At 44.3% G+C, this 26,833-nt stretch carries 16 protein-coding genes; 9 read left to right on the forward strand and 7 right to left on the reverse strand.

Going from position 1 to position 26,833, the window contains the following annotated elements:
- Window positions 1–318: 318 nt before the first annotated feature.
- The 4 genes from HWQ36_RS25290 to HWQ36_RS25305 form a co-directional block, all read right to left on the reverse strand.
- Window positions 319–1,614: an MFS transporter gene (locus HWQ36_RS25290; protein WP_292707899.1), complete on the reverse strand. Its 1,296-nt coding sequence runs from the start codon at window positions 1,612–1,614 to the stop codon at window positions 319–321.
- Between the two features lie 28 nt (window positions 1,615–1,642).
- On the reverse strand, window positions 1,643–2,524 hold the full coding sequence (locus HWQ36_RS25295; RefSeq protein ID WP_292707900.1) for an SDR family NAD(P)-dependent oxidoreductase: 882 nt from the start codon (window positions 2,522–2,524) through the stop codon (window positions 1,643–1,645).
- Window positions 2,525–2,797: 273 nt separating this feature from the next.
- Window positions 2,798–3,913: an amidinotransferase gene (locus HWQ36_RS25300; protein ID WP_292707903.1), complete on the reverse strand. Its 1,116-nt coding sequence runs from the start codon at window positions 3,911–3,913 to the stop codon at window positions 2,798–2,800.
- Window positions 3,914–3,936: 23 nt separating this feature from the next.
- Window positions 3,937–7,326: an aminotransferase class I/II-fold pyridoxal phosphate-dependent enzyme gene (locus tag HWQ36_RS25305; RefSeq protein ID WP_292707906.1), complete on the reverse strand. Its 3,390-nt coding sequence runs from the start codon at window positions 7,324–7,326 to the stop codon at window positions 3,937–3,939.
- Window positions 7,327–8,407: 1,081 nt separating this feature from the next.
- Between HWQ36_RS25305 and HWQ36_RS25310 the strand changes: the two genes are divergently transcribed.
- From HWQ36_RS25310 to topA, 7 genes are all read left to right on the forward strand, one after another.
- A complete protein-coding gene (locus HWQ36_RS25310; RefSeq protein WP_292707909.1) occupies window positions 8,408–8,647 on the forward strand; it encodes a hypothetical protein in 240 nt (79 codons plus the stop codon).
- A gap of 67 nt (window positions 8,648–8,714) precedes the next feature.
- Window positions 8,715–11,426 carry a hypothetical protein gene (locus HWQ36_RS25315; RefSeq protein WP_292707912.1) on the forward strand — a complete coding sequence of 904 codons (2,712 nt, stop codon included), beginning with the start codon at window positions 8,715–8,717 and terminating at the stop codon, window positions 11,424–11,426.
- Between the two features lie 178 nt (window positions 11,427–11,604).
- A complete protein-coding gene (locus HWQ36_RS25320; protein WP_292707915.1) occupies window positions 11,605–12,519 on the forward strand; it encodes a DUF928 domain-containing protein in 915 nt (304 codons plus the stop codon).
- A gap of 993 nt (window positions 12,520–13,512) precedes the next feature.
- Window positions 13,513–14,877, forward strand: a complete 1,365-nt coding sequence (locus HWQ36_RS25325) for an LLM class flavin-dependent oxidoreductase (protein ID WP_292707918.1) — start codon at window positions 13,513–13,515, stop codon at window positions 14,875–14,877.
- Between the two features lie 176 nt (window positions 14,878–15,053).
- The gene (locus HWQ36_RS25330; protein ID WP_292707920.1) at window positions 15,054–16,592 is read left to right on the forward strand and encodes an amidohydrolase family protein; all 1,539 of its coding nucleotides are present in this window, start codon (window positions 15,054–15,056) and stop codon (window positions 16,590–16,592) included.
- 524 nt (window positions 16,593–17,116) lie between these two features.
- Window positions 17,117–18,997 carry an ABC transporter ATP-binding protein gene (locus tag HWQ36_RS25335; RefSeq protein ID WP_292707923.1) on the forward strand — a complete coding sequence of 627 codons (1,881 nt, stop codon included), beginning with the start codon at window positions 17,117–17,119 and terminating at the stop codon, window positions 18,995–18,997.
- A 519-nt stretch (window positions 18,998–19,516) separates the two neighbouring features.
- Entirely contained in the window at window positions 19,517–21,688 is a 2,172-nt protein-coding gene (gene topA / locus HWQ36_RS25340) for a type I DNA topoisomerase (protein ID WP_292707926.1), read from the forward strand.
- Between the two features lie 123 nt (window positions 21,689–21,811).
- On the opposite strand, the gene HWQ36_RS25345 is transcribed toward topA, so the two are convergent.
- Complete coding sequence (locus HWQ36_RS25345; RefSeq protein ID WP_292707929.1) at window positions 21,812–22,414, reverse strand: phosphoribosyltransferase; 603 nt, start codon at window positions 22,412–22,414, stop codon at window positions 21,812–21,814.
- A gap of 81 nt (window positions 22,415–22,495) precedes the next feature.
- On the opposite strand from HWQ36_RS25345, the gene HWQ36_RS25350 reads away from it, so the two are divergent.
- Entirely contained in the window at window positions 22,496–23,947 is a 1,452-nt protein-coding gene (locus HWQ36_RS25350; protein ID WP_292707932.1) for an MFS transporter, read from the forward strand.
- Between the two features lie 180 nt (window positions 23,948–24,127).
- Here the strand turns inward: HWQ36_RS25350 and surE are convergent, their stop codons facing one another.
- Complete coding sequence (surE, locus tag HWQ36_RS25355; RefSeq protein ID WP_292707935.1) at window positions 24,128–24,808, reverse strand: 5'/3'-nucleotidase SurE; 681 nt, start codon at window positions 24,806–24,808, stop codon at window positions 24,128–24,130.
- Between the two features lie 708 nt (window positions 24,809–25,516).
- Between surE and HWQ36_RS25360 the strand changes: the two genes are divergently transcribed.
- Window positions 25,517–26,254, forward strand: a complete 738-nt coding sequence (locus tag HWQ36_RS25360; protein WP_292707938.1) for a TPM domain-containing protein — start codon at window positions 25,517–25,519, stop codon at window positions 26,252–26,254.
- 168 nt (window positions 26,255–26,422) lie between these two features.
- Here HWQ36_RS25360 and HWQ36_RS25365 read toward each other — a convergent pair whose 3' ends face one another.
- Window positions 26,423–26,806: a DUF4346 domain-containing protein gene (locus HWQ36_RS25365; protein WP_292707941.1), complete on the reverse strand. Its 384-nt coding sequence runs from the start codon at window positions 26,804–26,806 to the stop codon at window positions 26,423–26,425.
- Between the last annotated feature and the right edge of the window lie 27 nt (window positions 26,807–26,833).

The following is a 26,833-nucleotide window of genomic DNA, read 5'->3' on the forward strand; positions in this document are numbered from 1 at the left end:
CTTCATCCTCAAGGTAGACTGTACCTGTTGTCAAAATTTGAATTTGGAATTGCTGACCCCCAGCCCCTCTCCCAAACATGGGAGAGGGGAGACATAACTCTAGTTCCCCTTCTCCCAAAGATGGGAGAAGGGGTTAGGGGATGAGGGCTATCAAGGTTTTTGCACATTTGGGATGCTCCCCTTAAATGGGTGAGATTCATACGTAGAAATGCATAGGTTCCGTCAAGCAACCCATGCCATTTTTTACAGTAAATTCAATTTAAATTCCCTTCTTCCCCATTCCCTGTTCCCTATTCCCCATTCCCCATTCCCGAATTCCTATATATTATCGGGTAATTCTTTTTCAACACACATTAAACGCGGACATTGCCAAGCGTAAATACTCATAAACACTGTCAAGCAGCCTACAATCATCAACAAGAGGCGCATTCCCTGTCCATGTCCAACACCGATGACTTTTCCGACAGTTGAGGCTAGTAAACCATTGTCTGCCATCAATGGTTCAAAAATCTGATCGGCTAAAAAACCTGCAACCCCAAAGGCTAGAGGGATAGTGATATCCGAAAGTGTGCGACTAAAGGCAAACACTCTGCCTTGAACCTCGACCGCCACCTTTTTTCTGAGAATCAGTTGACTACAGCCATTAGTCATCGCCAAACCGCAAAACGACACAAATACAGCAATAGTCAAAGTTACAACACCAGGATGGAACCCTACAATCAAAACTGATAGCCCACTGATCAGTTGAGAACCCAAAACACCATAAACCAGCCTGATCCGAATACTCCAATGACTAACCAACAAACTGCCAGCTAATACTCCCATGCTGCCAATGGAAAAAATCGTGCCCAAAGTTGCTGGAGAAGTAAATGACAGGGCCACGGGAGTAGCCAGAATTTCCACCATCCCTAGTAAAAAGTTAGCACCGGCCATAAAAAACACTAGTGCTAATAACCCCACACGCTCCCGAATATAAATCCAGCCATAAATTGCTTCTTGGAACACCGCCCCTTTGGTCGATGGGCGTACTGCTTTAAACTGTGGGAATCGCACTAACACCAAAGTCACAAAAGCGATCGCAAAAGTGATGCAGTCAACTAAAATCACACCCCGCAACTGGATAGTATCTAGTAATACTCCTCCCAGCAGAGGAGCAACTAAACGGCTAGCATCCCCAAGTTGCATCATCCCAGTACCCAAATTCAAGTATTTTTTTGGTATCAGTAAAGTAACTGCTGCTGTATATGCTGGCCAGTGACAGGAGCTAAAAATAGAGTTGATAGTAACCGCTACGTAAATATGCCAAACTGCCAGATGTTCGTTAACAACAAGATAGGCAATCACCAACATGGTTAAACCCGATCCTGTATCACAAACAAGCATCACCCATCGTCGATTCCAACGATCCACAAGGACACCAGCCAGGGGGAAAAGTAGAACACTCGGCAGCAGGGCAAACATAGAGATCAGCGCAAATTGAGTAATGGAGCCAGTCTGTTGATAAACCCAAATACCGAGAACAAAGCTGGTTAGGCCAGAGCCGAGCAATGAGAGTAGTTGGCCCAACCAGACGAGAATAAAAACACCCATACCTTGGGCAGTGCGCTGCTCCATGTTTGATACTTTTTTCGTGAATTTAAAATTAATGAAACACAGAAATTGCCAAGCGATCAAACAGCCAATCGGGGAGAAGCCAACGAGCCGCAGCGATTAATTTGGCATTCCAGCCAAGTAAATAGCGAATTTTCGGTCTTTTGCTAAACAAGGCGTGGGCAACCACATTGACAGCCTGTTCAACGGGTGTTCCCGTCGCATAATATCGTTGAGTGTCTACAGCTGTTTTCTGTACTGCTTCTGTCCAAGAGGGGTAGTAAAGATTTAGCTGTTCTTTTGCGACTACATTAGACAACTTCTCAAAGGTTGCTTGAGACTTCTCCCATAGAGGAGTTACTACAACGGCAGGTTCAATTAGTGCTACTTTAATATTCCAAGGAGCCAACTCTAGCCGTAGGGCATCAGACAATGCTTCGATCGCATATTTAGTTGCACAGCCACTGCCCACTATTGGAAATACACAACGACCATTGATCGAACTAATATTCACAATTCGGCCCTGCGATCGCCTTAACAGAGGCAAGCAAGCCTTAATCACGGATAGATAACCAAAATAACCAACCTCCATTTCTTGACGCACCCACTCCAATGGCAAAAGCTCAAAAGGCCCCATGTATTCCTGAGCGGCATTATTTAATAAACCGCTCAGAAATACATCTCGTTCACATAGCGCCGCACCGATCTGATCTACTGCTGCTGCGATCGTAGCTAAATCGGTAACATCGAGCAGCACCGGAGTAATATTGTCTCCGGCTTCCTGTTGTAATGCTGTTCCTTTGTCAAGATCCCTGACTCCTGCAAATACCCAAAACCCTTGCTTTGCAAATGTTTTAGCACAGGCGGCTCCGATACCACTAGAGGCAGCAGTAATAAAAATGGCAGACTTAACTGGGGATATTGGAAAGTGCATAAATCTATATCGTGAAGGGGGCAGAGAGCAGGGCAATACGGTTCGGTTAAGGTTTTTTGATGAAAATTTTAGATCGCAAAGATGCGATAAATCGCCGTCTCTACAATAATCGTCTTTCGTCTTGACGGCGATTCATCGCGTCTCTTGCCTTAACCAAACAGTATTGGGAGGCGCAAATTTAATGGGACAGACCACTACACTGATTGCAGGACACAAATCAGAGATTGGGAGTGGGGCTTAAACCCTTGCTCCCTTTGCCTCCTGCCTCTCTTACTAAAAGTAGGATTGCAAACCGCCACTGCGACGAATATCTAAAGTGGCACAGTGAAACGACCCCGCAAAGGGATAATAGTTCTCAAAGGAGCAGGGAATTGGAGCAAAGCCCCAATCTTTGAGTGCTTGAATCATCGGCTCCTGAGATTTTTCCACAATCACCCGTTCGTGATCTAGCATCAACATATTCATATTTGCCCAGCCGCTAATCACACCTAATTTATTGGTGGACGTAAATAGTGGGTAGGGAGCCACTAATATGTCCCAACTATCGAGAATCTTAGGCAGGGCTGAGATGTCCAAAAATTCGGGATTCACCAGAACTTTCCCTGGAGCGAGGGGCATAAAGGTCGTGTCAATATGCATAGCTTGGGGACAGCGAGACTCCAGCAAATGAATGCGGTATTCTTCTCCCAGATGACGTTGTAACCATTCAATCCCCAAGCTATTTGTGACATGACTCTTTTGAGCAAACAAATCCCGACCACACCGCACAAAGTCTGCGGCATCAAAGGTTGGCTCAAATTCGGTGGTTACAAACCGCATGGGTTGCTCATCTTCAGCCACTTCATAATTTGGGTCAAACTGCTCGTCCAGTAGCTGGGGCTTAGGAGCCGCCACCCATCGCGCTCCCTGCTTAAAGTAATCTTTGAGTAGCGATCTATAAGACCAGCTTTCAAAGTAACGTCCTCGATCAGCCATTGGTGCTTCAATAATTTGATTGCCAACAACTATAAAAACATCGCGGGGGTTTGCCGCACAAAACCCATTATCAATCTGCCAAGCCGGGGTGGAATAGGGAGCCGCAAAGTCCATACGATCGGGTCTTCGGACAATCACACCCTCTGCCTCCAGGATATGTACGAATTCCTCCAGGCATTTTTTTGCAGCAGTCACAAACTCTGCTGGATAAGCGACACCTCCTTCCCCAACAATCTCTTCCACCGTGTCCCACGCACCCGGAGGAACAGTCCATTGATTAATAGTGTTCCAAGATGGAAACATGGCATCGTCAACAATGCCAACAATCACCTCTTCCAATGGATCCCATTCGTTGTAAGAATTAACGACGCATCTAGTAGAAGTTGGCGTGGTTTTATCGATTGATTGTGTCATGATGAAATATCCTATTAAGTTAGCTAGTTTTTTGTGGTGATTAATTCATTTGACAGCTGAGTGTGAATATCTTTGAGAGCAGCCAGTACTTGATCTATTTCAATCTCGGTATTGGCCGCAGTGATCGAAAACCGCAAGATGCTGCGATTGTAGGGAACAGCCGGGAAAATACCCGGAGTGATGAGTATTCCATGCTTCCATAGTGTTTTACAGGCAGCGATCGCCGATTCAACTGACCCCACCACGACACTAACGATTGGGAAGGAGCCTTGGTTATCGACTTCAAACCCAATTTCTCTCGCTGAGTTCACTAGCTTTTGCGTCAGGCGATAAATATGTTGTCGTAACATTTCTCCTTCTTGTAGATTGACCTCCAGTCCCGCGATCGCACTGGCCAAGCTGGCCACTGGCGAAGGCCCCGAAAATATCGCTGTCCAGGCAGTTGACAGCGTTCTCTTCATTTGGGCATCAGTACAGGTGACAAAAGCGCCAAAGGAAGAAAATGCTTTCGAGAGTCCTGCACAGTAGACTATGCGATCCTCGGCATATCGCAATCCAAAATGATTGACAATACCGTTGCCAAAATGACCGAATGGCATTTCTGGGGTGGGATTTTCACCTACCAGGCCAAAGCCATGAGCATCATCGACATAAATTGTGGCATCGTATTGCTTGGCTAACCTTACGTAGGATGGCAAGTCGGCATAATTAGCCGACATTGAATAAACGCCGTCGATCGCAATTAGCTTTACCGGTGCATCGGCATAACGCTTTAGCTTGTCAGCCAAATTATCTAAATCATTGTGCTTGTAATTTATGACCTTTGCACCATCTTGTTGAGCCAGACGACAGGCTTCAGAAACAGAGCGGTGGGCTGCATTGTCAATGAAAATTACACCCTCTTTTCCTGCCAACATCGGAATCACTCCCATGTGGAGTAGTGTCAAGGCCGGAAATACCAGAACATCGGGTGCTTTCACCAAATTGGACAGTGCCTTCTCCAATATGCGATAGAGGTCGGGAGAAGCCACGGCTCGTGACCAACTCGGATGAGTCCCCCATTTACTAACGGCCGGAGCAATAGCTTCTTGTACTTGCGGATGCAAATCTAATCCCAAATAGTTGCAAGAAGCAAAGTCGCAAATCCAGCGTCCATCGATGAAAACCTGACGGTTTTGTTGTTTTGTAACTTGTTTAAGAATCTGGGGAATTTCCTCAAAGGCTTGAGAAGGCAGAGGACAGGAGGGATAAAGAATGCAGAAGGGATAGTTTTGTTCAGAAGGGGATTCAGACCCTTCCTGAATGGGAGCTACTGAACTTCCTTTAGTAGGAGCTTGAACATTATTTAAAACCGAATCGGATGAGGCCAGATCGGCTGACTCTTGGCTAATCAATTGACTCACATACTGGCTGAAAACATTAACCTCTGGATATTCCCAAAATAGATGGGGTTCTAGCTTGAGAGGATGATTCAACTCAGCTTCCAAAGCTACCACTAACTCTGCTGCGGAAACTGAATCCAAGCCATATTCTGCAAATGTTTTATTTGGAGCAATCATACTAGAAGGCAGCTTTAGCTCGGCGATTAACCAGCGCTCAATCCACTGCTGAATTGAATCGGCATCATCCACAGCAATGGGAGTAACCGGAGATTCTGACGTTTCTTGAGATGCTGCTGGTATCTTGAGGTAAGAGTCAGCAACGACCAACAATTTTTTCTCTAAAAACTGCTGGCGACAAGCATGACGCTGAATCTTGCCGCTAGAAGTTTTGGGAATTGTAGCAGTTTTCAGCAAAATCACCGCATATACAGACACCTCATGTTGATTAGCCACCTCAGTCCGAATGGTTGCAATAACTTCTGGATGATTGTCATTATGGCGATCCACTTCTGCCACAACCACCAATTGCTCTGTTTCATCCATTTCAATTGAAAATGCTGCACTACAATTAGGGCGAACCGCACGATGACTATTTTCTACCGTGAACTCAATATCCTGAGGATAGTAGTTACGTCCCCGAATGATGATTAAGTCTTTAAATCTTCCGGTAAAGAACAACTCGCCGTCATGCAAGAAACCCAAATCGCCAGTGCGGAGAAACGGCCCTACATCTCGATCTTGCAAATAAGCATGAAAAGTCTGTTCTGTCTCTATAGGTCGCTGCCAATAGCCTTGGGCAACACTTGAACCAGATATCCAAATCTCACCCACTTGATTGGGTTCGCAAGGCGTGAGGTTCTCTGGATGAACGATTACTACCTCTAAGTCGGGAACTGGTTGACCGTTGCTGACAAATACTTGCGCTGCGGAGCTTTCCTCTAGTTTGATCTGACCCACAGTCAGGGCAGATTTATTCACAGAGCGCACCACAGGAGCGGCAGATTTATTAGTGCCAGACACAATAAGCGTGCTTTCAGCCATGCCATAGCAAGGATTAAAAGACTCCGGTCGAAAACCACATTGAGCAAAGGCAGTGGCAAATTTTGTCAATGTATGAAGGCGGACTGGTTCTGCACCATTGAAAGCGATCGACCAACTGCTGAGATCCAACTCTGATTTTTGAGCCTCACTCACTTTCTGAACACAGAGATCGTAGGCGAAGTTAGGCCCCCCACTTGTGGTTGCCCCATATTTGGAAATAGCCTTTAACCAGCGTATTGGACTCTGTAAAAAAGCTACTGGCGGCATCAAAATACAGGGAATACCCAAGTAAATGGGTTGTAGAACATTGCTGATCAGTCCCATATCATGAAACAGTGGTAGCCAGCCTGCATAAACTGTCTGAGAGTTATGTTCAAAAGCTTTCTCAATCAATTTTTCGTTGTGCAAAATGTTACCATGACTGACCATCACACCTTTCGGACGACTAGTCGAACCTGAGGTGTACTGCAAAAGGGCTAAAGTTTCACTGGTAACTTCTGTAATGAGAGAACTTTCTGTCCATTGCTCAGTATCGGTGGCTGCCCAAGGCACTGCCTCAATCTCTGGTGGATAAGCAAATTTCCGGTTACGTTCCGCCAAAATTTGGCTATCGGTGAGGACAATGCTGGCCTGAGCATCCATGCAAATGGCTTGGAGTCTGGGCAAGTGGCGTTTAGATTGGGGAGTATAGGTGGGTACCGCAATCACGCCAGCATACAAGCACCCTAAAAAGGCCGCGATGAATTCCAAGCCGGACGGGTAGAGCAGCAAAGCCCTATCTCCAGGTTGTATCCCATGTACTTGCAAGCAGCCAGCAATGCATCGAGCGCGGCTAGCCAATTCTGCATAGGTTATTTGTGCCGACTCGGTTTCACCATCTTCGAGAAAGGTGAAAGCTACTTGCCGAGGTTGACACAGTGCCCGGTATTGCAATACATCTAAGAAAGTATTAGTCCGACTTTTGTAATCTACTAACAGATTTGTATTCATAACTTTAGTTTTTCCAAAAAACGCAAAAACATACAGAATTTTGGGGTAATAATATAAAGCTACAAATGCACAAAAGTGGATTCCATAAAATCTGACCAATTCAGCTAAATATTTGATAGCTTCTTTATTCTTTGTGAAAATAAAAAAACTGTGCTAATTTACGAACGAATTATGCGAACTTACAATTTTGTTCAAAGTCTAATAAATAATGTCGATATTTAATATATAGGACTCCTATTTGATTTTTGAAAAAACTCAGTACACATCTATATATATTCCCTATTTCCCTGTTCCCAGTTAAGAGTTCCCTGCCCACGCAAGCAAATTCAGGAATCAAATCGGATTGCTATAGTTGCTTATGCTACTTTATCTACTGAAGTTTCTGACTAGCGCTATTTTATTTATCTGGTGAGATAAAAATAAGATGCTCACTTGGAATTTTATTCAAGACCTGGGCTTGAACATTTATTTAAAAATGGGAACCAAAAAATGCTTATTTGCAACTAAGTACGAAAAAACCGGGGGTTTAAATTTTCTCTGGTGAGAGTAATAAAATAGCGTTAGTATGGTCAGCATATTTGATAGATAAAGCAGAAAATTATAAGCAAGATTAATCGTTCACTTTGTTGCAGATGATTTATGCGAACAACCCTTTTTTGTCCAAAGTCCAATAGTTCAACAGCTTAATTTACTACATTCTCGAAGAGAGTTTCTTTATTCAAACTTTTTGCAAAAGAGTCTACTTGATTTTTTATAGAGTAGGAAGTACTATTCGTGTGTAATAGTATGTATTATGCTACAAATAGCTCTATTCAACAGAGTTTTTGGGTTAGCGATGCCTAAGTCTGGCTACGCCTATGCGTCAAACTTAAAAGCATCATTCATTTTTGCCTCAAAATCTAACACAAGCTAGCACAAATATTAATTTAATACTTACTATTTCAGAAAATTTTCAGCATAGTTATTAATTGAAAAAAATGATTTTGTCTTAAGCCCTTACGAATGAATGGGTATTGACAATCGATGTATTGGTCTATGGGCCTCACTTCATCTTGACCTCTACGCCTGAAGCTAAAACCTAATGAGTCTAGAACCCACCACTCAAGGAAAGCCCACTCTAGAAATTAATGCTTCGTGTCAGTTCGCTTCTTGGTTGTATGAGCAAAATATTAGTTTGGCTTTTACGACTTATCAAGCAGGGAAATTATTATTCATCGGTTTACAGACAGATGGCAAATTGTCCGTATCGAACGTACTTTCAATCGGTGCATGGGGCTATATTTTCCCAGCTTATGCATTGATGAAATCCGGCAAGTGGTGACGGTGGAATAAATATAACCCCCTTACCTGGCTAAATACAAACAAAACAACAATGAAGGTTAACAAAAATGGCTAATTCATCTTTAGAAGGTTTTATCATTAATGGCATTGCGGCGGGTGATATATCCGGCTATTCCGTCAGCAATGCTGGAGATGTTAATGGTGATGGTTTAGACGATCTGATTATTAGCGGAAGCGGTTCTGACGTTAACGGTAGCGCTTCGGGGCAAAGCTATGTGGTGTTCGGTAGCAGGAGTGGTTTTAGTGCTAGTCTCAACCTCTCCACTCTCAATGGCAGCAATGGCTTTAAAATCAATGGCATTGCCGCAGGCGATCAGTTAGGTTACTCTGTGAGCGGTGCTGGAGATATTAACGGTGATGGTATTGACGATTTGATTATTGGGGCAAACCTTGCCGACCCCAACGGTAGCTCTTCGGGTCAGAGTTACGTAGTATTTGGTAAGAGGAGTGGCTTTGAAGCTAATTTCAATATATCAACTCTCAACGGCAGTAATGGCTTTAAAATCAATGGTATTGCAGCAGGCGATCGCTCAGGTACTTCTGTCAGCCGTGCTGGAGATATCAATCACGACGGCATTGATGACGTGATTATTGGAGCACGCAGTGCCAGTCCCAACGGTAAAAATTCGGGACAGAGTTATGTGGTGTTTGGCAAGCGCAGTGGCTTTAGTACTGACCTTGACCTAGCTACCCTTAATGGTACTAACGGTTTTATTCTGAACGGTGTGAGAGCGGGTGATAACTCAGGAGTCTCTGTCAGCGAAGCTGGAGATATCAACGGTGATGGAATCGATGATCTAATTATTGGAGCCTCGGCAGACCCCCTTGGAGCCACACCTGCCAACCCCAATAATACCTCGCCAGGACAAAGTTATGTGGTATTTGGCAAGCGTAGTGGCTTTAGTGCCAGTCTCAATCTATCGACTCTCAACGGCAGTAACGGCTTTAAGATCAGTGGTATTACTCCTGATGATCGGTCGGGTTATGCGGTCAGTACTGCTGGGGACATCAATGGTGATGGGATAGATGACCTGCTTATTGGGTCCTATTTTGCCTCTCCTAACGGCATCAGTAATGCAGGGCAGAGTTATGTAGTGTTTGGCAGCACCAAGGGATTTAATGCCAACCTTAACCTCTCGACTCTCGACGGCACTAACGGCTTTAAGATCAATGGTATTGCACCGGGAGATGTCTCAGGGGCTGCGCTCAGTAGTGCTGGGGATGTCAACGGCGATGGCATTGATGATTTGCTGATTGGGGCACCCTATGCTTCTCCTAACGGCAATAAGTCAGGGCAGAGTTATGTGGTGTTTGGCAGCACCAAGGGATTTAGTGCCAACCTTAACCTCTCGACTCTCGACGGCACTAACGGCTTTAAGATCAATGGCATTACAGCAGTTGATATAGCGGGTGTGGCAGTCAGTGCTGCGGGGGATATCAACGGTGATGGCATTGACGATCTGCTGATTGGTGCGGCCTATGCCTCCCCCAACGGCAACATTCAGTCAGGACAGAGTTATGTGATATTTGGTCGGGTTGGGATCGGCTCTAGCGGCACTTTTGAATTATCACAACTAGTCAGTAGTTCAAATGGCGGCGGAACCCCAGGTAACGATATTCTCGTTGGAACTCTAGGCCCCGATTTAATCAAAGGATTGGACGGTAATGACAGCATATTTAGTCTCGATGGCGACGACCACATTTTTGGTGGCACTGGGGCTGACGTTATAATCGGGGGTGGTGGAAACGATCAACTCTTTGGTCAAGAGGGTGCTGACCTCATCTCTGGTGATTCCCAAATCCCTGGTGTCGGGGGAAATGACACTATCGACGGTGGTGATGGTGCTGACCAAATTAATGGTGAGGCAGGAAACGATATTATCTTCGGCGGTAAAGGGGCTGACCAACTCAATGGTGATGCTGGATACGACACTATCGATGGCGGCAATGGAGCTGATATCGTGTCTGGAGGCACCGGCAATGACAGTATCAACGGTGGAGATGGAGATGACCAAATCAATGGTCAGGCTGGCAATGACAATATCAAGGGTGGAGCGGGAAATGACATAATCATTGGTGAGCTTAACGGTGATGTTGGCAATGACACTCTCGATGGTGGAGTGGGAGACGATCGCTTTTTTGCCGGAAGTGGCAATGACCGAGTTTTTGGTCAGAGCGGTAACGATTATATTGAAGGGGAAGCAGGAAACGACCGACTCGATGGCGGCACAGGCAAAGATGTCGTATTTGGAGGACGGGGGAATGATATTCTCATCGGTGGAGACGAAACAGACCTTCTCATTGGTGAAGTCGGTAGTGACTCTTTGACAGGTGGAAATGGCAATGATGTGCTGATTGGAGTCGATGCCTTTGTACCAACCAACGGATTTGGTGGGACTTCAAACAATCCCCTTGCTCCTTTTGAAATTGATACTTTAACGGGAGGTAGTGGCAGTGATACATTCTTCCTTGGTGGGGATGGCACCTTACCCAATGTCGCCGGCAACGTAATCGGTGCTCCGAAGGGAAATCCTGAACTTTACTATTTTGGTGGTGGTAATGCTGACTACGCCTTGATTACTGACTTCAACCTCAGCCGGGATAAGATACAGCTATCTTCAAATATCAGTTTTAGCGATCTCGTGTTGGGGGTATCTAGCGGGGAAAGTCTTCCAGGGGGAATAACGCTATCTTTCCAAGGCGACTTAATTGCCATTCTTCAAGGAAATTTCGTCGCAGGTGCGTTCAACCAATTATAACTGTTCAGGATTACTGAAAATCCAAAGGCTCAGATTCCCGACTTTTTAAGAAGTCGGGAATTTTGTTGGAAAAAAGTCAGAATGCTACCTCAGCCTTCCCGTAAAGTAGCACACACAAAGTCTTTCCACTGTAAAGCTTAGGCTATTGTATTATATATATCCAAGCAATATACTACAAATGAAACATAGATTTTGGGCGAGCTATCTGCTTGCGGCTTTAGCATTTCTCCCCTTAGAACCTGTTGTTACTACTCAAGTTGTGGCAACAGAGTCGGTTTATCAACTGGCACAGTCGAAATCTGCTTACACGCAATTTATGCAACTTGGCTATAACGAAACTAGACGCAGAAACTATCGAAAAGCTTTATTGAATTTTCAGCAAGCAGAACGGCTACGTCCTGGAGATAGGTATGCTACTGCTGCAATTAGAAATGTTACAGGTTACATTCAGCGTGGTAGAAATCGTATTGCCTTTGTTCCAGGTAGACCTGGTAGGGTAAGGTCAGCAGGAACACGAGGAAGTTGCTTTCAAACTGGACAAAATATCATTCCCCTGACACCAACAGATAAGGAAGCACAACGAACCACAGCAGAGCGTCCCACATTATTTTTCTATGTTCCTCAAACCTCTACAACAGTGCAGGCACTAGAATTTGTTTTGCGGGATAATGATAGCAACGACCCATTGTATAAGGGAACTTTCAAACCTGTTGGACAGAATGGTATTGTTAGTGTAAACGTACCTGCTAATCAGCCATCTCTACAAATCGGTAAAGAGTATAGTTGGACTTTTTCAATGATTTGTGATACCAACAACCGCGATAAAGACTCTTATGTAGAAGGTACAATAGTGCGATCGCAAGATGAAAACCTCTCTCTTCAGCTAAAACAACCAAGCACAGACTTGGATCGTGCAGTTCTATTTGCCACAGCTGGATTTTGGGAAGATTCTCTCAGAACTTTAGCTAATTTACGCCGCCAGCGTCCTAACGATTCCGAAGTTCAGAAATATTGGGAAGATTTATTGAATTCAGTAGAGATTAAAGAAGTTGTAAATAAGCCTTTATTGCCCTGTTGTACTGTTCAAAAATAAATTAAAAATTACTTAAAAACCCGGTTTTGATAGAGAAGCCGGGTTTTTTGTCCTTCATAGGACAATACGCTTGGGTTAAGGCTAAAACTCTGCTATCGAAGTCAATTTTTAACGAACCGCCAAGGCGCAGAGTCCGCAGAGAGAAAAAAGAAATGCTTAACCCAAGCGTATTGCTTCAGAGGAATTACGCAACTTTATGTTAGATCCGCGACGCTCATTTTTAAGTGTGGTGTGATGGCGTATCGCAAACGAGACAGTTAATCTGAGATAGTGAGCAATCAGTTTGCAAAACTTAATATTAGATTATCTAATAATTAGTTTTTCATGATATTGTGTTTATCAGTACATATTTTTTTGTATGCATCGTGTAGACTCTATTTGCGGAGTAAGATTGCTACATAAATTTATGGTAATTCGAGCGCCAAGCAGCAGCAACCCTAATTTTGCTGTGGTATTAACCTGACTTACAGTTTGGTTATTTCATTCCATGTAGAGCAACTGAAGCGTACATTTTAGTTGCTTTGAAAGCATTCCATTATTACATTCATTGTGGAGTTAGCAGTAAATGCTAGCCCAAAGCTTTGTATGGAAAGGATTTTATAGAGGAAGGCAGTTCAAGAGTGAGGAAAACTGCCCGACGCTCGCGGACTCGCTCTCCGTGGCGCTATCTGTCTCAGTAAAGCGACCAAACGGGTCTTGGGTTTAAGACAAGAACACTGAATTCTTATTCTGTGGCTTCAATTCAGCAGAGGTCGAATCCAATAAGTGAATTACTCCTTCTGCCTCCTGCCTCCTTCAACAATCTGCCATCTGAGTATTTTTTGGGTGGATGTCAGCAGTTGGAAGCAAACATGCCGTTGTCTACTCATCAGACACTTACCACGTAGTCATAAGGATTTTACAAACAGTTAGGAATTAGTCAAGCGATCGCACGCTGACAAGCCTTTAGCTATACGCAAATCAGCAATCACACTATAGATAAGAAAAAAGCTTATGAATACAACACGCAAGTTTCGTTTAGGTGCATTCATTCAAGCCACCGGTCATCATATATCCTCTTGGCGACACCCCGATGCACAAGCAGATGCTGGATTGAATTTCGAGCATTACAAGGAAATTACCCAGACTGCCGAACGCGGCTTGTTTGATGCAGTTTTTTTAGCAGATAGTCCAGGAGTGTGGGGTGGCGCTCCAGAAACTCAGTATCGCAACGGCAAAATCGCCCATTTCGAGCCAGTCACTCTTTTCTCTGCCTTGTCCTCCGTTACCCAAAATATCGGCTTCATTTCCACCGCCTCGACTACTTATGAAGAACCCTACACCCTGGCCCGGAAGTTTGCTTCCCTGGACTACTTGAGTAACGGCCGCGCAGGGTGGAATGTAGTTACCACAGGCAATGAAAACGCTGCACATAATTTCGGACTTGAGCATCACCCGGAACATAGCCAGCGTTATGAACGCGCCGAAGAGTTTGTGGAAGTGGTGAAAGGACTGTGGGATAGCTGGGAAGATGATGCTTTCATCCGTGACAAAGAATCTGGTGTCTATTTCGACCAAGATAAACTACATACACTCAACCATAAGGGCAAATATTTTTCTGTAAAAGGCCCTTTGAACGTCGGTCGTCCGCCTCAAGGCTACCCTGTGATCGTTCAGGCTGGAGCCTCCGAATCTGGACGGGACTTAGCTGCACGCACTGCCGAAGTGATTTTCACCGCCAATCAAACCCTAGCTGATGCCCAGGAATTTTATGCTGATGTCAAAGGTAGGCTAGCACAATATGGGCGATCGCCAGACGATCTAAAAATTATGCCTGGTGCTTTCCCAATCATTGGCCGTACCGAAGCCGAAGCTCAAGAGAAGTACGAATTCCTGCAATCTTTAATTCATCCCGATGTCGCCTGGGGGATTTTAAAGAACTATTACAAAGGTGTGGATCTGTCGAAATATTCTCTAGATGATGTGGCTCCCGAACTGCCCAGCGACACCAATACTAACAAGAGTCGTCTCAAACTAGTCAGAGATTTGGCGACTCGTAACACTCTTACACTGCGCCAGTTGTATCTCTCTCTTGCCACCGCACGAGGACATCGCACCATACTTGGTACACCCGAAACCATTGCCGACCAGTTAGAAGAATGGTTCAACAACGGTGCAGCAGACGGCTTTAATATCATGCCGCCAATCCTCCCCACAGGATTAGATGAATTCGTTAACCAAGTCGTTCCTGTCTTGCAAAAACGCGGACTGTTCCGTACCGAATACGAGGGCAGTACCTTGCGTGAAAACCTGGGATTGCGTCGTCCGGTCAATCGTTTTGCTGCAAAACAAGTGGACAAGAGCCTGGTAGTAGCGTAAATAAATTTTTCACAGATGCTTAATAAATACTTTTTAAACTGCACCTTCTGTAGATCGCCGCCTACAGAAAGAGAGACGCGATAAATCGCCGTCTCTACAGAAAATGTATTCGTCAATAGCAGCATTGGATGCTAAAAAAAACCTGTAATTTTTGTGCCGTAGGCAAGGAAAAAAACATGACTGAATATAGCCGATTAAAGACCTCACGCTCCGCCGCAATCAGAGCAACCCTTGATTATCCGGTAATCGATACCGACGTTCATACCAATGATTTCACCCCAGCTTTTGAGGATTACCTTGCTAAGTACGGCGGCGTGAAACTCGTAGACGAGTTACGTAAAACTGAAGCCTCCCGTCTTAACTCCAAAAGCAACGGTAAAGATTGGTATCAACAAACCCCTGAAGAACGTCAATACAACCGCACAATTCGCTCCCCTTGGTGGGCGAGAGTTACCAAAAATACCCTGGATCTCGCTACTTACACCCTTCCCAAACTCCTCTATGAGCGTCAGGCAGAGCAAGGATCAGACTATTCAGTGCTGTTTCCCAACAATGTCCTAGCACCTGCTGGAGCCAGTGCAGAGAATCGGCAGGCACTGCAACGCGCAGTGAATCACTATCATGCTGATATCTACCGGAAATATAGCGATCGCCTGACACCGGTAGCTGGTATTCCCTTGACCAATCCTCAAGAAGGCATTGAGGAGCTAGAGTTTGCAGTAAAAACACTTGGCTTAAAAGTGATTAATATCACTGGCGGGGTGAAACGGCCGATTAAAGCGATCGCTGATAAATATCCAGCCGATAAATTCCCCGAAATCGCCAAGTATGCGTCTTATATCGACTTTTACGGACTGGATAGTGAATATGACTACGATCCTTTCTGGGCGAAAGTCGTGGAACTGGGCGTACCCGTCACCACCCATTACGGTAGCCAAGGCTGGACTGGACGCTCCTCCATTAGTAACTACATGAATAACCATATCGGTCACTTCGCCGATGGTTCGGAAGCATTTGCTAAAGCGTTGTTCTTCGGTGGTGTTACCAAGCGTTTTCCGCAGTTGCGAGTAGCTATGCTCGAAGGTGGTGCAGATTGGGGTGCCCACGTCTATATTCATTTGGTAGATCGGTTCTCCAAGCGCAATGTTAAGGCACTGGAAAATTACAATCCAGCATTGACAAATGCTGATGAGCTATTTGAAATATTTGAGCGCTACGGTGCAGAAATTGCTCAAGGGTATTCCCTCGATAAAGACGAATTGACCAAAACTGTACTGGGAGCTTCATTTAGCCGTCATAGCCGTGCGCCAATTGGTAGCGAATTGGATGATTTTGCAGCAGCAGGTATTGAAACAATTGAGGACATCCGCGATCGCTGGGTGAACAGTTTCTTCTTTGGTTCCGAGTCAGACGATCGCACCATCGCTGCGGCATTCAACGACAAAGCCAATCCCTTGGGAGTCAAAATCAACGCCATCTATTCCTCCGATGTTGGTCACTGGGATGTACCAGACCTGACTTCCCCCTTGGCTGAAAGCTGGGATTTAGTTCAAGAAGGCGTTATTTCCGAAGCCGACTTTAAATCCTATGTATTCGCTAATCCCTACAAGTTTTACACCCAAGCTAACCCCGAATTTTTCAAGGGTACTGCGATCGAATCCAAGGTAAGTAACACCGAATTTAAACAAGTGGATAAAAACCTAGTGGTGGCGTAAAAAGCGAGATGAGGGAGATGTGGTTCGACTTCGCTCACCAACCGGGAGATGAGGGAGAAGAGTTTTCCCCCTGCCCTGACAATTCAGGTCATGTGGAAAATACTACGAAAAACCTAACCCCCTAACCCCCAACCCGACGCGGGAAGGGGGAAAATTCAAAGTCTCTCTCCTTTTAGGAGAGAGGTTTTCCAGATACCGTGAAAAGTCAGGCGGATCTTGCCGGATTGTCCCTTACCACCCTAGCAGTAGCTTGGGTTTTATCTAATCCCATTATCCTGCCCCGATCATTGGCGCTAGCCGCCCGCAACAACTTGCTGACAACCTTAAAGCAGTGCAAGTAAAACTCGACGACAGTTTGAAACAAAAGTTAGATGACTTAACCGCCGAATACCGAAGAGGAGATTCTCTTCGTTAGGGATTAGGAGAGTGGCAAATAACAAATGACAAATACCATCGGACGGCTTATATAGTCGTCCATTTTTATCTTGCAGAAAAGCCAAAATGATGCTATGGGATCGACTTTCATGACGAAAAAGGCCAGACAATTCAAATCCTTTCAACGTGCAGCTAATGCACCAAACCTACCATCAACTCCATTTAGGTTCATTTTGTATTTTGTTAACCAGTTTCGTTGGTGGTATGTGTTAATGGTGATCCTGGAGATGGTACACGCAACCTGTGGCATTATGTTGCCTTATGCTATTGGTGAGATTATTCGGGGCGTGACGAAATCAACGGGCGACAGCAAGCCCATTTTTGATGCCATGAGGCAACCCCTGATGCTGTTCACCGCTTTGAGTGTGGGTGAAGTAGTATTCGGGCGATCGGCTGGACTTTTGCAAACCATCCTTCATCCGATTCACCGACAACATATTGTGCGATCGCTATATGCCTACTTGCAACACCATTCGCATCGCTACATGAGCAGCAGTTTTTCTGGGGCATTGGCACATCGAATTAGCGAAACTTCTCTGGGTGTTACTCAGACTATGCAAATGCTGATTACTGAATTTATGCCAGTAATTGTTGTGTATACCGTCGCCACGACGATACTGTATCGCGCTTATCCTCCCCTAGCTGCACTCGTGGGGATATGGGCAGTTCTCTTCATCAGTATTTCGTTCTGGCTGGCAACTCGCTGCCGAATTTACTCCCGGAAAGCCGCAGCCGCTAGAAGTGAGACAACTGGTATCATCGTAGATTCGGTAACAAATCTCACCAGTAGTAGATTGTTTGCTCGTTTGGGTTTTGAACGACGCTATTTGAATGAGCAATTAAGGCGTGAAATCAAAGAGGTAAGAAAGTCCAATTGGTACTCAGAGCGAATTCGCTGGTTTCAGTACATCTCGGCAGCCATTCTGAAAATCAGTACTTTGTATTACTCGCTCTCCCTCTGGAGTCAAGGGAAGATCGCTACTGCTGATTTCGTCGTCGCAACCAGTCTATCGCTATTGATTATCAGTGAAGCCAGAAATTTGAGCCGCCGCTTTCTCGAATTTTTTGAACATATTGGTAATGTCGCCAATGGTGTTTTTACTATCGTTCAACCCCACGAGTTGGTAGATCGCGATCGCGCGATCGCACACCCAATTACCCAAGGTAAAATTGAGTTTCGGCGGGTGAATTTCAACTACTCGGATGAAAAGAAAGTTTTTAACAACCTTTCTGTTACCATCCAAGCGGGACAGCGTGTTGGACTGGTGGGCTTCTCTGGTTCTGGAAAATCCAGCTTTGTCAATCTGATTCTGCGTTTGTTCGACCCCCAATCTGGACAGATTATTATTGATGGGGTCGATATTCGAGACATGACTCAGGATGCCCTACACGCACAAATCAGCTTGATTCCCCAAGATCCGTCTCTATTCCATCGGACTTTGCTAGAAAATATTCGTTACGGACGCTTAGATGCAACCGATGAGGAAGTGTTTGAGGCGGCGCGAAAGGCTAACGCTCACGATTTCATCACCCAAAGTCAGGATGGTTACAATTCTCTGGTGGGCGAACGTGGTGTCAAGTTATCTGGGGGGCAGAGGCAACGCATTGCGATCGCTCGCGTAATCCTCAAAGACGCACCGATCCTGATTTTGGATGAAGCCACCTCTAGCCTCGATTCAATCACCGAAAAAGCGATCCAAGATACCCTCGACTTAGCAATGAATGGGAAAACGGTAATCGTGGTAGCTCATCGACTATCTACCATCGTCCATCTAGACCGGATTTTGGTGTTTGACAAAGGTCGCATTATCGAAGATGGTTCCCACGCTAAACTGCTGGCACTCGGTGGCGCTTATCACAGGTTATGGAAAATGCAAGCAGGTGGATTTCTCCCGGAAAATCTCGGCGAAGAACGCATACATGAGGTTCGCACTGGCACAGATAGCCTTCAAAATGGAATGATCGCTTGACATTTGCCGCTACTTGAGGTTTGATTACAGATTTTAATTCAGGAATTGTGCGGGAAAGAGTCTATAAAACTTATGACTTCAGATATCAAACCCATTTTTGATTTCTTCAGCCGCACACTCGTGACTGGAAGTCATGAGTTAGTTTCATTAACCCGTTGGTCAAAGATTTAAAGTTGCGTGAATGGTCTTGTCCTAGTTGCAGTAACTACAACAAAAGAGACGTGAATTGAAAATGCTAAAATATAAGATTGTTTCTACCATGTACAAATAATGTACTGTTATCAAGGTATGCAGCATAATAAAAGCCTGCACCGGACGATTGGCAGTTTTGTTACAAAAACAGTAAAGCAAAAGTTTAGGTACAAAAAATTACTTCAGGGTTAAGCAATTGTTAAAGCTTTTTGGTACAGTATTCTAGAAAATCCAGATCGCGAGAATAGGCGTTCGCCTTTGGCGTTGGCTGCGCCAACGCTAATTGCAATTGCCAGTTTATTGCTCAGAATCAAGAATGCAGTTGCTATGATCAAACGCCTGCTTGTGGTAGAGTCTCCCGGAAAAGTCAAAAAACTCAGTCAAATTCTGGGTTCAGATTGGAAAGTTCTCGCTAGTTGTGGTCATATCCGAGAACTCAGCAATGAAGGGGACGATTCTTTGGGCTTCGTCATGGACGGTAGTAATGTCCGATGCAATTACGTTCCGCGTGACCAACGAGCGAAGGAAACCATTCAGAAACTCAAGTCTGCGGTGAGGCAGGTTGATGAAGTTGTCTTAGCAACTGACCCAGACAGGGAAGGCGAAACAATCGCTTGGCATCTCAAAGAAACGCTGGGTTTAAGGGAACCGAAACGAGTAATTTATACTGAGATTACAGCATCGGCGGTGCAGAGTGCGATCGCTAATCCCAGAAAACTAGACCAAAATTTAATCGGTGCTGGGCTGTGCCGAGATTGCCTAGATAAGCTGGTAGGTTACAAAGGTAGCCCTTTAGTTTGGGCATTGAATAACGGCGCTAAAAGTGTTGGCAGAGTCCAAAGCGCCACGTTGCACCTAATTTGTCAGCGAGAAAACGAAATTCTGGCTTTTGTCCCCCAAGATTACTGGAGTGTCTGGGTAGATTATGCGGAAGGATTTCGGGCTTTTTACAAAGGGACGGTCGATTCTGCAAAAGATGCAGCAGAGCAAGAAACTGAAACTCATGATGACGCGAAGGTAGGTAATAGTCCAGAAAAACCTGAGTCTAAGCGCGTTCTTTCCGAAGCAGAGGCAACACGTTTAGTTGAAGAAGCACAGCAACATCCTCATCAGGTGATTCATTTTGAAGGAAAAATTGTTAATCGCCAGCCACCTCCACCATTTACAACTTCCAGCCTTCAGCAAGCAGCTGGTTCAAAGCTGAGGTTTGCTCCTGACAAAACCATGATTGTGGCCCAAAAGCTCTATGAGGCTGGGCTGATTACATATATGCGAACAGATTCAGTAATGCTGAGTCCAGAATTTTGTGCCAGCGCCCGTAAATGGTTGGAGCAAAATGACCCGCAGAATGTACCGTCGCAAGTTGCCAAGCATCGCAGTAGCAAATCTGCTCAAGAAGCACATGAAGCGATTCGTCCAACGGATGTATTTCGTCCCTCGGTTCAGTTGCGTTTAGAACTTCCTGATGATGAGTTTAATTTGTATGTAACGATCTGGAAACGGTCAATTGCTTCTCAGTGTCGTGCTGCCCAATTGCGTAAAACTTTGGTAATTACTCAGTCTGGTTCTCTACTGTGGTCAGCTAGAGGGCAAGTAATTGAATTTTACGGTTATGCCCGCTACTGGAACAATCTCAGCAAGGATAGTATTTTACCTTCATTACAACAGGGACAAGCATTGAAACTGGAGAATGCTGGACATGAAAAGAAGCAGACGCAGCCACCACCGCGTTATAGTGAACCCAAATTAGTGCAACTGATGGAACGGAAAGGAATTGGTCGCCCAAGTACCTATGCTCCCACTGTTACTACTTTAAAAAAACGAAATTATGTCGAGTTGAAAAAAGATCATCTGCAACCAACAGCGTTAGGGTTAGAAGTTGATGCGTTTTTGCTCAAAGCACTGCCGGATTTACTAGAGGCAGAATTCACAGCGAAAATGGAAGATGCCCTTGATGCAATTTCCGAGGGAAAGAATTCTTGGCAGCATTATTTAACTAGTTGGAATCAGAATTATTTTGTACCAGCACTTTCTAAAGCTAAAACTGTAGTTGCGAGTTCCCCAAAAGGTAAAGCTAATGTGATAACTGAGCGCAAATATGAAACTTCCAAAACGCGATGCCCTGAATGCAAAAATTTTCTCGCCAAAATTCCGAGTACTAAAGTTAAAAAGAAATATTTCCTCAAATGCACAAAAGGCTGTGAAAATGTCGTGCTATTTTGGAGCGACTTTAACAAAACTTGGCAGCCACCACAAACTAAAGCAGTCCAAGCTGAGAATCAACAAAAGCCTCCAGTCAAGATGACGGCATATCCCTGCCCGGTATGTAAGAAGCCTTTAGAGGAGTACAGTTATATCAAAGAGGGGCAGAGTAAGAAAATGTTGCGATGTTCTGACCCACAATCGCGTAAAGATACGAAACATAAAGATGTAGCTTATTTCAGTACGCAAAAAGGTTGGTGGAGTCCTAAGTTCGGGGAGTTAGAAGTTAAGAGTTAGGAGTAGCCCTGTCATTCTTTCTCTGGTTCCTCTGTGTCTGGAGTGGTTTATAAGTTATTTATTGAACCGCAGAGGCACAGAGAACACAGAGATAAGAAATTAGCAATTTTCCAACTGTAGCGTTCACTCATTTCTACGCTTGGCACTAATTGCGTCTAAGGTAGTAAATCCATCATTTTCCTCAATTGCACGACGAAGTGTTTCTGAATCAATGGCATCTTCAACCTTAGCCGCGAGTTCTGCGGGGTTCAGATTTTCGTAGTGTTCAAAGGGTTGGTGAATCCAGGGGTTGTCAGCTAAGTAATCGACATAATAATCAGGTGCTATAACTGAACAGGCTTTATACCAAAGAACGGCGGTGCGAATTTCCTCAATGGGGAAATCAGTATTTTGCCTGATCCAAGGTATAGTTTGTTTCAGTGTGATCCCAGAGTCTACTAAGTCATCTACTAGGAGAATGCGCGAACCTAACTTTTCGGCAGTCATTGTCAAGTGGCGGGAGAAAATTAAATTACTTCTTTCTTGTTTACCAGCGCCACTGTAAGATGAGGTTGCTAAGATTGCCAGTGGTTGCTGGTATATCCGGGAGAGAATATCTCCAACTCTTAGCCCTCCTCTGGCAAGACAGATAATCTGGTTAAATTCCCAGCCGGATTGATAAATCTGGATAGCCAGTTGTTCAATTTTTTGGTGATAATCTGACCAAGAAACATAAAGGTCTGGCATAAGTCTAACGGGAGTGGTGGATAGCTAGTATTGAAGGCAATCGCAAACAAACTTTTTATTTTAGTATGAGCGCTAGTTATTATGAACGATTCTGCTGCTGATGGCGATGCCCAACGAGATATCCTCAATAAAAAACTCGACTTAAAAACAAAGCTGGCTTACGGTGCAGGAGATTTAGGGCCAGCAATTACTGCAAATATCTCGGTCTTTTATCTGCTGATTTTCTTTACCAGTGTCGCTGGTATCCCTGCGGGTTTAGCTGGCACTATTTTGATGATTGGCAAAATCTGGGATGGCGTAAACGATCCGCTTGTCGGGTTTCTGACTGATAAAACGAAATCTCGGCGTTGGGGTCGTCGTCTTCCCTGGATGTTTTATGGAGCAATTCCCTTTGGAATTTTCTTCTTCTTGCAGTGGATTGTACCGCAATTTAGTGCAAATCAGGGTGAGAATATTTGGCCGCTGTTCTGGTATTACGTAGCAATTGGGATTCTATCTCAGTCCTTTTACACCGTTGTGAATTTGCCTTATACGGCAATGACTCCAGAACTAACTCAGGATTACGACGAACGTACTAGCCTTAATAGCTATCGCTTTACATTTTCTATTGGTGGGAGTATTCTGTCATTAATTTTAATGAAAATTGTTTTTTCGCAGATTTCCGATCTCCAACAAGGATATCTGGTTGTAGCGGCAATTTGTACTGTAATTTCGATTTTAGGATTATATTGGTGCGTTTTTGGAGTCCGCGATCGCATCTTGGCTTTTGAGGCCAAACGCATCCTAGCCGAAGAACCTGCATCTCTCCCCTTTGGCGAACAGCTAAAAATTGTCTTCAGTAACCGACCTTTTTTATTTGTTATTGGTATATATCTTTTTTCTTGGCTAGGTGTGCAGATAACAGCCAGCACTATTCCCTATTTTGTAGTCAATTGTATGGGTCTAAAATTTGCAGACGTACAAACAGTGCTGATTGCAGTCCAAGTAACTGCCCTGCTGATGCTATTTGTCTGGGGGGCGCTAAGTAAAAAAATCGGGAAAAAACTTGTTTATTTTCTAGGAATGAGTTTATGGATAATAGCCGCCGCCGGACTATTTTTTTTACAACCCGGTCAAATAGTTTTGATGTATGTGATGGCTGTTATGGCAGGTGTTGGTGTATCCACAGCTTATCTAATTCCCTGGTCGATGATTCCAGATGTGATTGAATTAGATGAACTCCAAACCGGACAGCGCAGAGAAGGCATTTTTTATGGCTTCATGGTTTTGCTACAAAAATTTGGTTTAGCTTTTGGGCTGTTTTTGGTAGGAAATGCTTTGCAAGTATCGGGTTTCAAAGAATCCGTAGCCGGAAGTCCACTACCTATCCAACCAGAATCGGCACTGTTGGCTATTCGCGTTGCCGTTGGCCCCATACCTACCTTTTGTTTGCTTTGTGGCTTAGTTTTAACGTATTTTTACCCAATTACCCGCGAGATGCACGCAGAAATTATGCTAAAACTCAAAGAACGGCAAGAGAAGAGGGGGAGTTAAAATAATTCGTAATTCGTAATTCGTAATTCGTAATTCGTAATTACGTTTTGTAAGGGGGATTTTAATTAGGCATCAAAATGTACTGTCTGTAAAGGTAGGGGAAGTGAACCCCCAAACTTGGTTAAGGCTGTTTGGAAGAACCAAGAATCTTAGGTCTTTAAACCTGAGAGTGTCAAAGTTTCAAACTCTTAATTGAGTTACTGCAATATTGCCGGAAAAACATACATCCACATCACTACCAGGAGTGCGATCGCGTTTGCCATATTCTCCTACATAATAAAAATCATCGCCTTCAATTCGATAGTTGACAGGCAAAGGTCTGCTACAGGCTTGGCAAAACACCATTTCAGGATGTGGTTCTCCTGGTTGCAGATTCGGCAAGTTCACATTCCAAAAGCTTCCCGGTTCTAGGGGACGCTTGAGTAAGTCCGCTAAAACTTCAACTGTCAATTTGGCGGCCATATCCCAATCAAAATTCTGCTTGGCTTTGCGATAGTGGGAAATAGCAATTCCTGGAATACCGTGCATTGCGGCTTCCCGGACAGCAGCCACTGTGCCAGAAATGTAGACATCGACTCCCAAGTTACCACCAGCGTTGATACCTGAAAGCACAAATTTGACATCTGCGTTAATTTGTGTTATTGCAATTCTCACACAATCGGCGGGAGTGCCTGCGATCGCATATTCAGTATCAGAACGTCGCTGGAGGTTGATGGCACGATTGGTAGTAACTTGATGTCCACAGCCAGACTGATGATCGACAGGAGCAGCGATAATCACATTTTTGCCATTTACAGCTTTGATTAGAGCTTTTATACCGGGGGCATCAATGCCGTCGTCGTTAGTTAAAATTATAGTCATGTATATATTATTCTCGATTTAGCCAAAATATCAGAAAAATTGCAGATATAACCCTTGAAGAAGAATTCAGCAGTCAGAATCAAGATGCTCTCTGCGAGACGCTACGCATAGCAATATCCCCGCAGGGTTCCGATGACTCGCTTTCCGCTTTTTCGTTCAAAATTCATTCTGTTCGCAGGAGCATCCCAATTTTGAAAAAATATACGGAATTGACGCAAAAATCCTTTTAAACCCTCTTACCTTCGCGCTCTTTGCGCCTTTGCGGTTCGTTTTTTTATCTCCTGGGTAAAGCGTCTAGGGGGATATTTGACTATCCCTTTTAAGTATGTATTAAAGAATCTGCCTCTCTTTAGAGGGCAGAGTGTCAAATGTATTCTGTTTTATACAGGGTACAGCAGGAAAAGCAACTTGCATATATGAAAACTTATACTTGTTTATGTCAAAAAAATTAATTATACGATATCATTTCTAGATGGTTTGCAAATTCCGCCCTAACCATTTGGATTAATCCCCAAAATGGGCGGTATTTCTTGTCAGGTTTAGTGCTTGTAATCGCGCTCATCACAAGTTTGTGCAATCAAAAAATCCCGTAAAATATATATCTGCTGGCAGTAGCAAAAACTTGATCCCGGAGAAAACCGCGAACGAGGTGATTTTTGCAGTAGTTCTGTAGTATTTTTGGTGCAAGTCTGTCTTAGGGATCACACGATGAAACAACTCCTCAAACAAGTATTTAGTAGTCAAAAACACCTCATCAGGCTGGTTTTACCATTGGTGACGGTTATTTTAACAGCCTCGCTGTTTGCCGCACCTGCTTTAGCCACAGGTGTGTATCAAATACCCAGCCTCACAGCAGGGAATGACAGCTGGGTTTTGGATCAAGGTGAAGTTATCAGCCGTCTAAATGAAGGTAAGATTAGCAGCGCTTTCGAGGATTTGGCAAAGCAAACAAATAAGGAAGTCAGAATTGTCACTGTTCGCCGCCTTGACTATGGTGAAACACCGGAAAGCTTTAGCAAAGAGTTGTTTGAAAAATGGTTTCCGACAAAAGAAGCCCAAGCTAATCAAACTTTATTGGTTATTGACATAGTTACCAATGGTACTTCCATTATTACTGGGGATGAAGTTAAACCTTTACTCACTGACGCTATTGCCGAGAGTGTCGCTACTGAAACAGTAAGTGTGCCGCTACGCAATGGTAACAAATACAATCAGGCATTTCTAGATGCTAGCGATCGCCTTGTTGCCGTCCTCTCTGGTAAAGCCGATCCAGGCCCACCCCAAATTACTGACAATGTACAGGTAGAAGGCACCTACAAGAAAGCAGAAGAAACCAACCAAGGTAACGCTACTGCTTGGGTAGTAGGATTGTTAATTGCCGCCACCGTCATCCCAATGGCGACTTACTACATTTATCAGATAAATCAGCCGTCATCTGATGGGTAATGACAGAGTTGTTCAATTTTAGATTTTGAATTTTGGATTTTGGTGAAGCAGCACGGTCTTGGGGGTTTCCCCCATGAGTGACTGCTGTTCGCCCTTGGCGTGCCGGAGGCATCACCAGAAGGGATTGAAGAAAAATCTAAAATCTAAAATCTAAAATCTAAAATTGACTTAATCTTGAACATACTCTAGCCCTTTTACTAAAGCCACCTCAGCCCGAACAAATTCTCGACCTAAATAAGCTGCATGATCTAACTGAGTTACCAAAGGGGGCTGAGTTTCTTCAAAAATCTTCACGCAAAGTTCTTTTGCCGTCCTCGCGCTAAAAACTGTTGTATGAGTTCGTTCTACCTTTGCTCGTGCCGGAATTACCTTCCCCGTTTCTGGATCGATAGCTAAACCGCGATCGTCAATTACGTTTGTGAAATGCTTGGCATAAATTAACCCTGCGTCTCGATCCAAGTAAATAATAAAATATCCACCGGGATCGAGAGCGATATGACGCTGGGAAAGTTTATCATCAATTGCGGCTAAATCTTCAAGTATTAAATCCATAAGCATTAGCAAAAGAAATTTTCTTTT

Origin of the sequence: Nostoc sp. NMS2 (assembly GCF_017115105.1) — a bacterium.
GTDB lineage: Bacteria > Cyanobacteriota > Cyanobacteriia > Cyanobacteriales > Nostocaceae > Nostoc.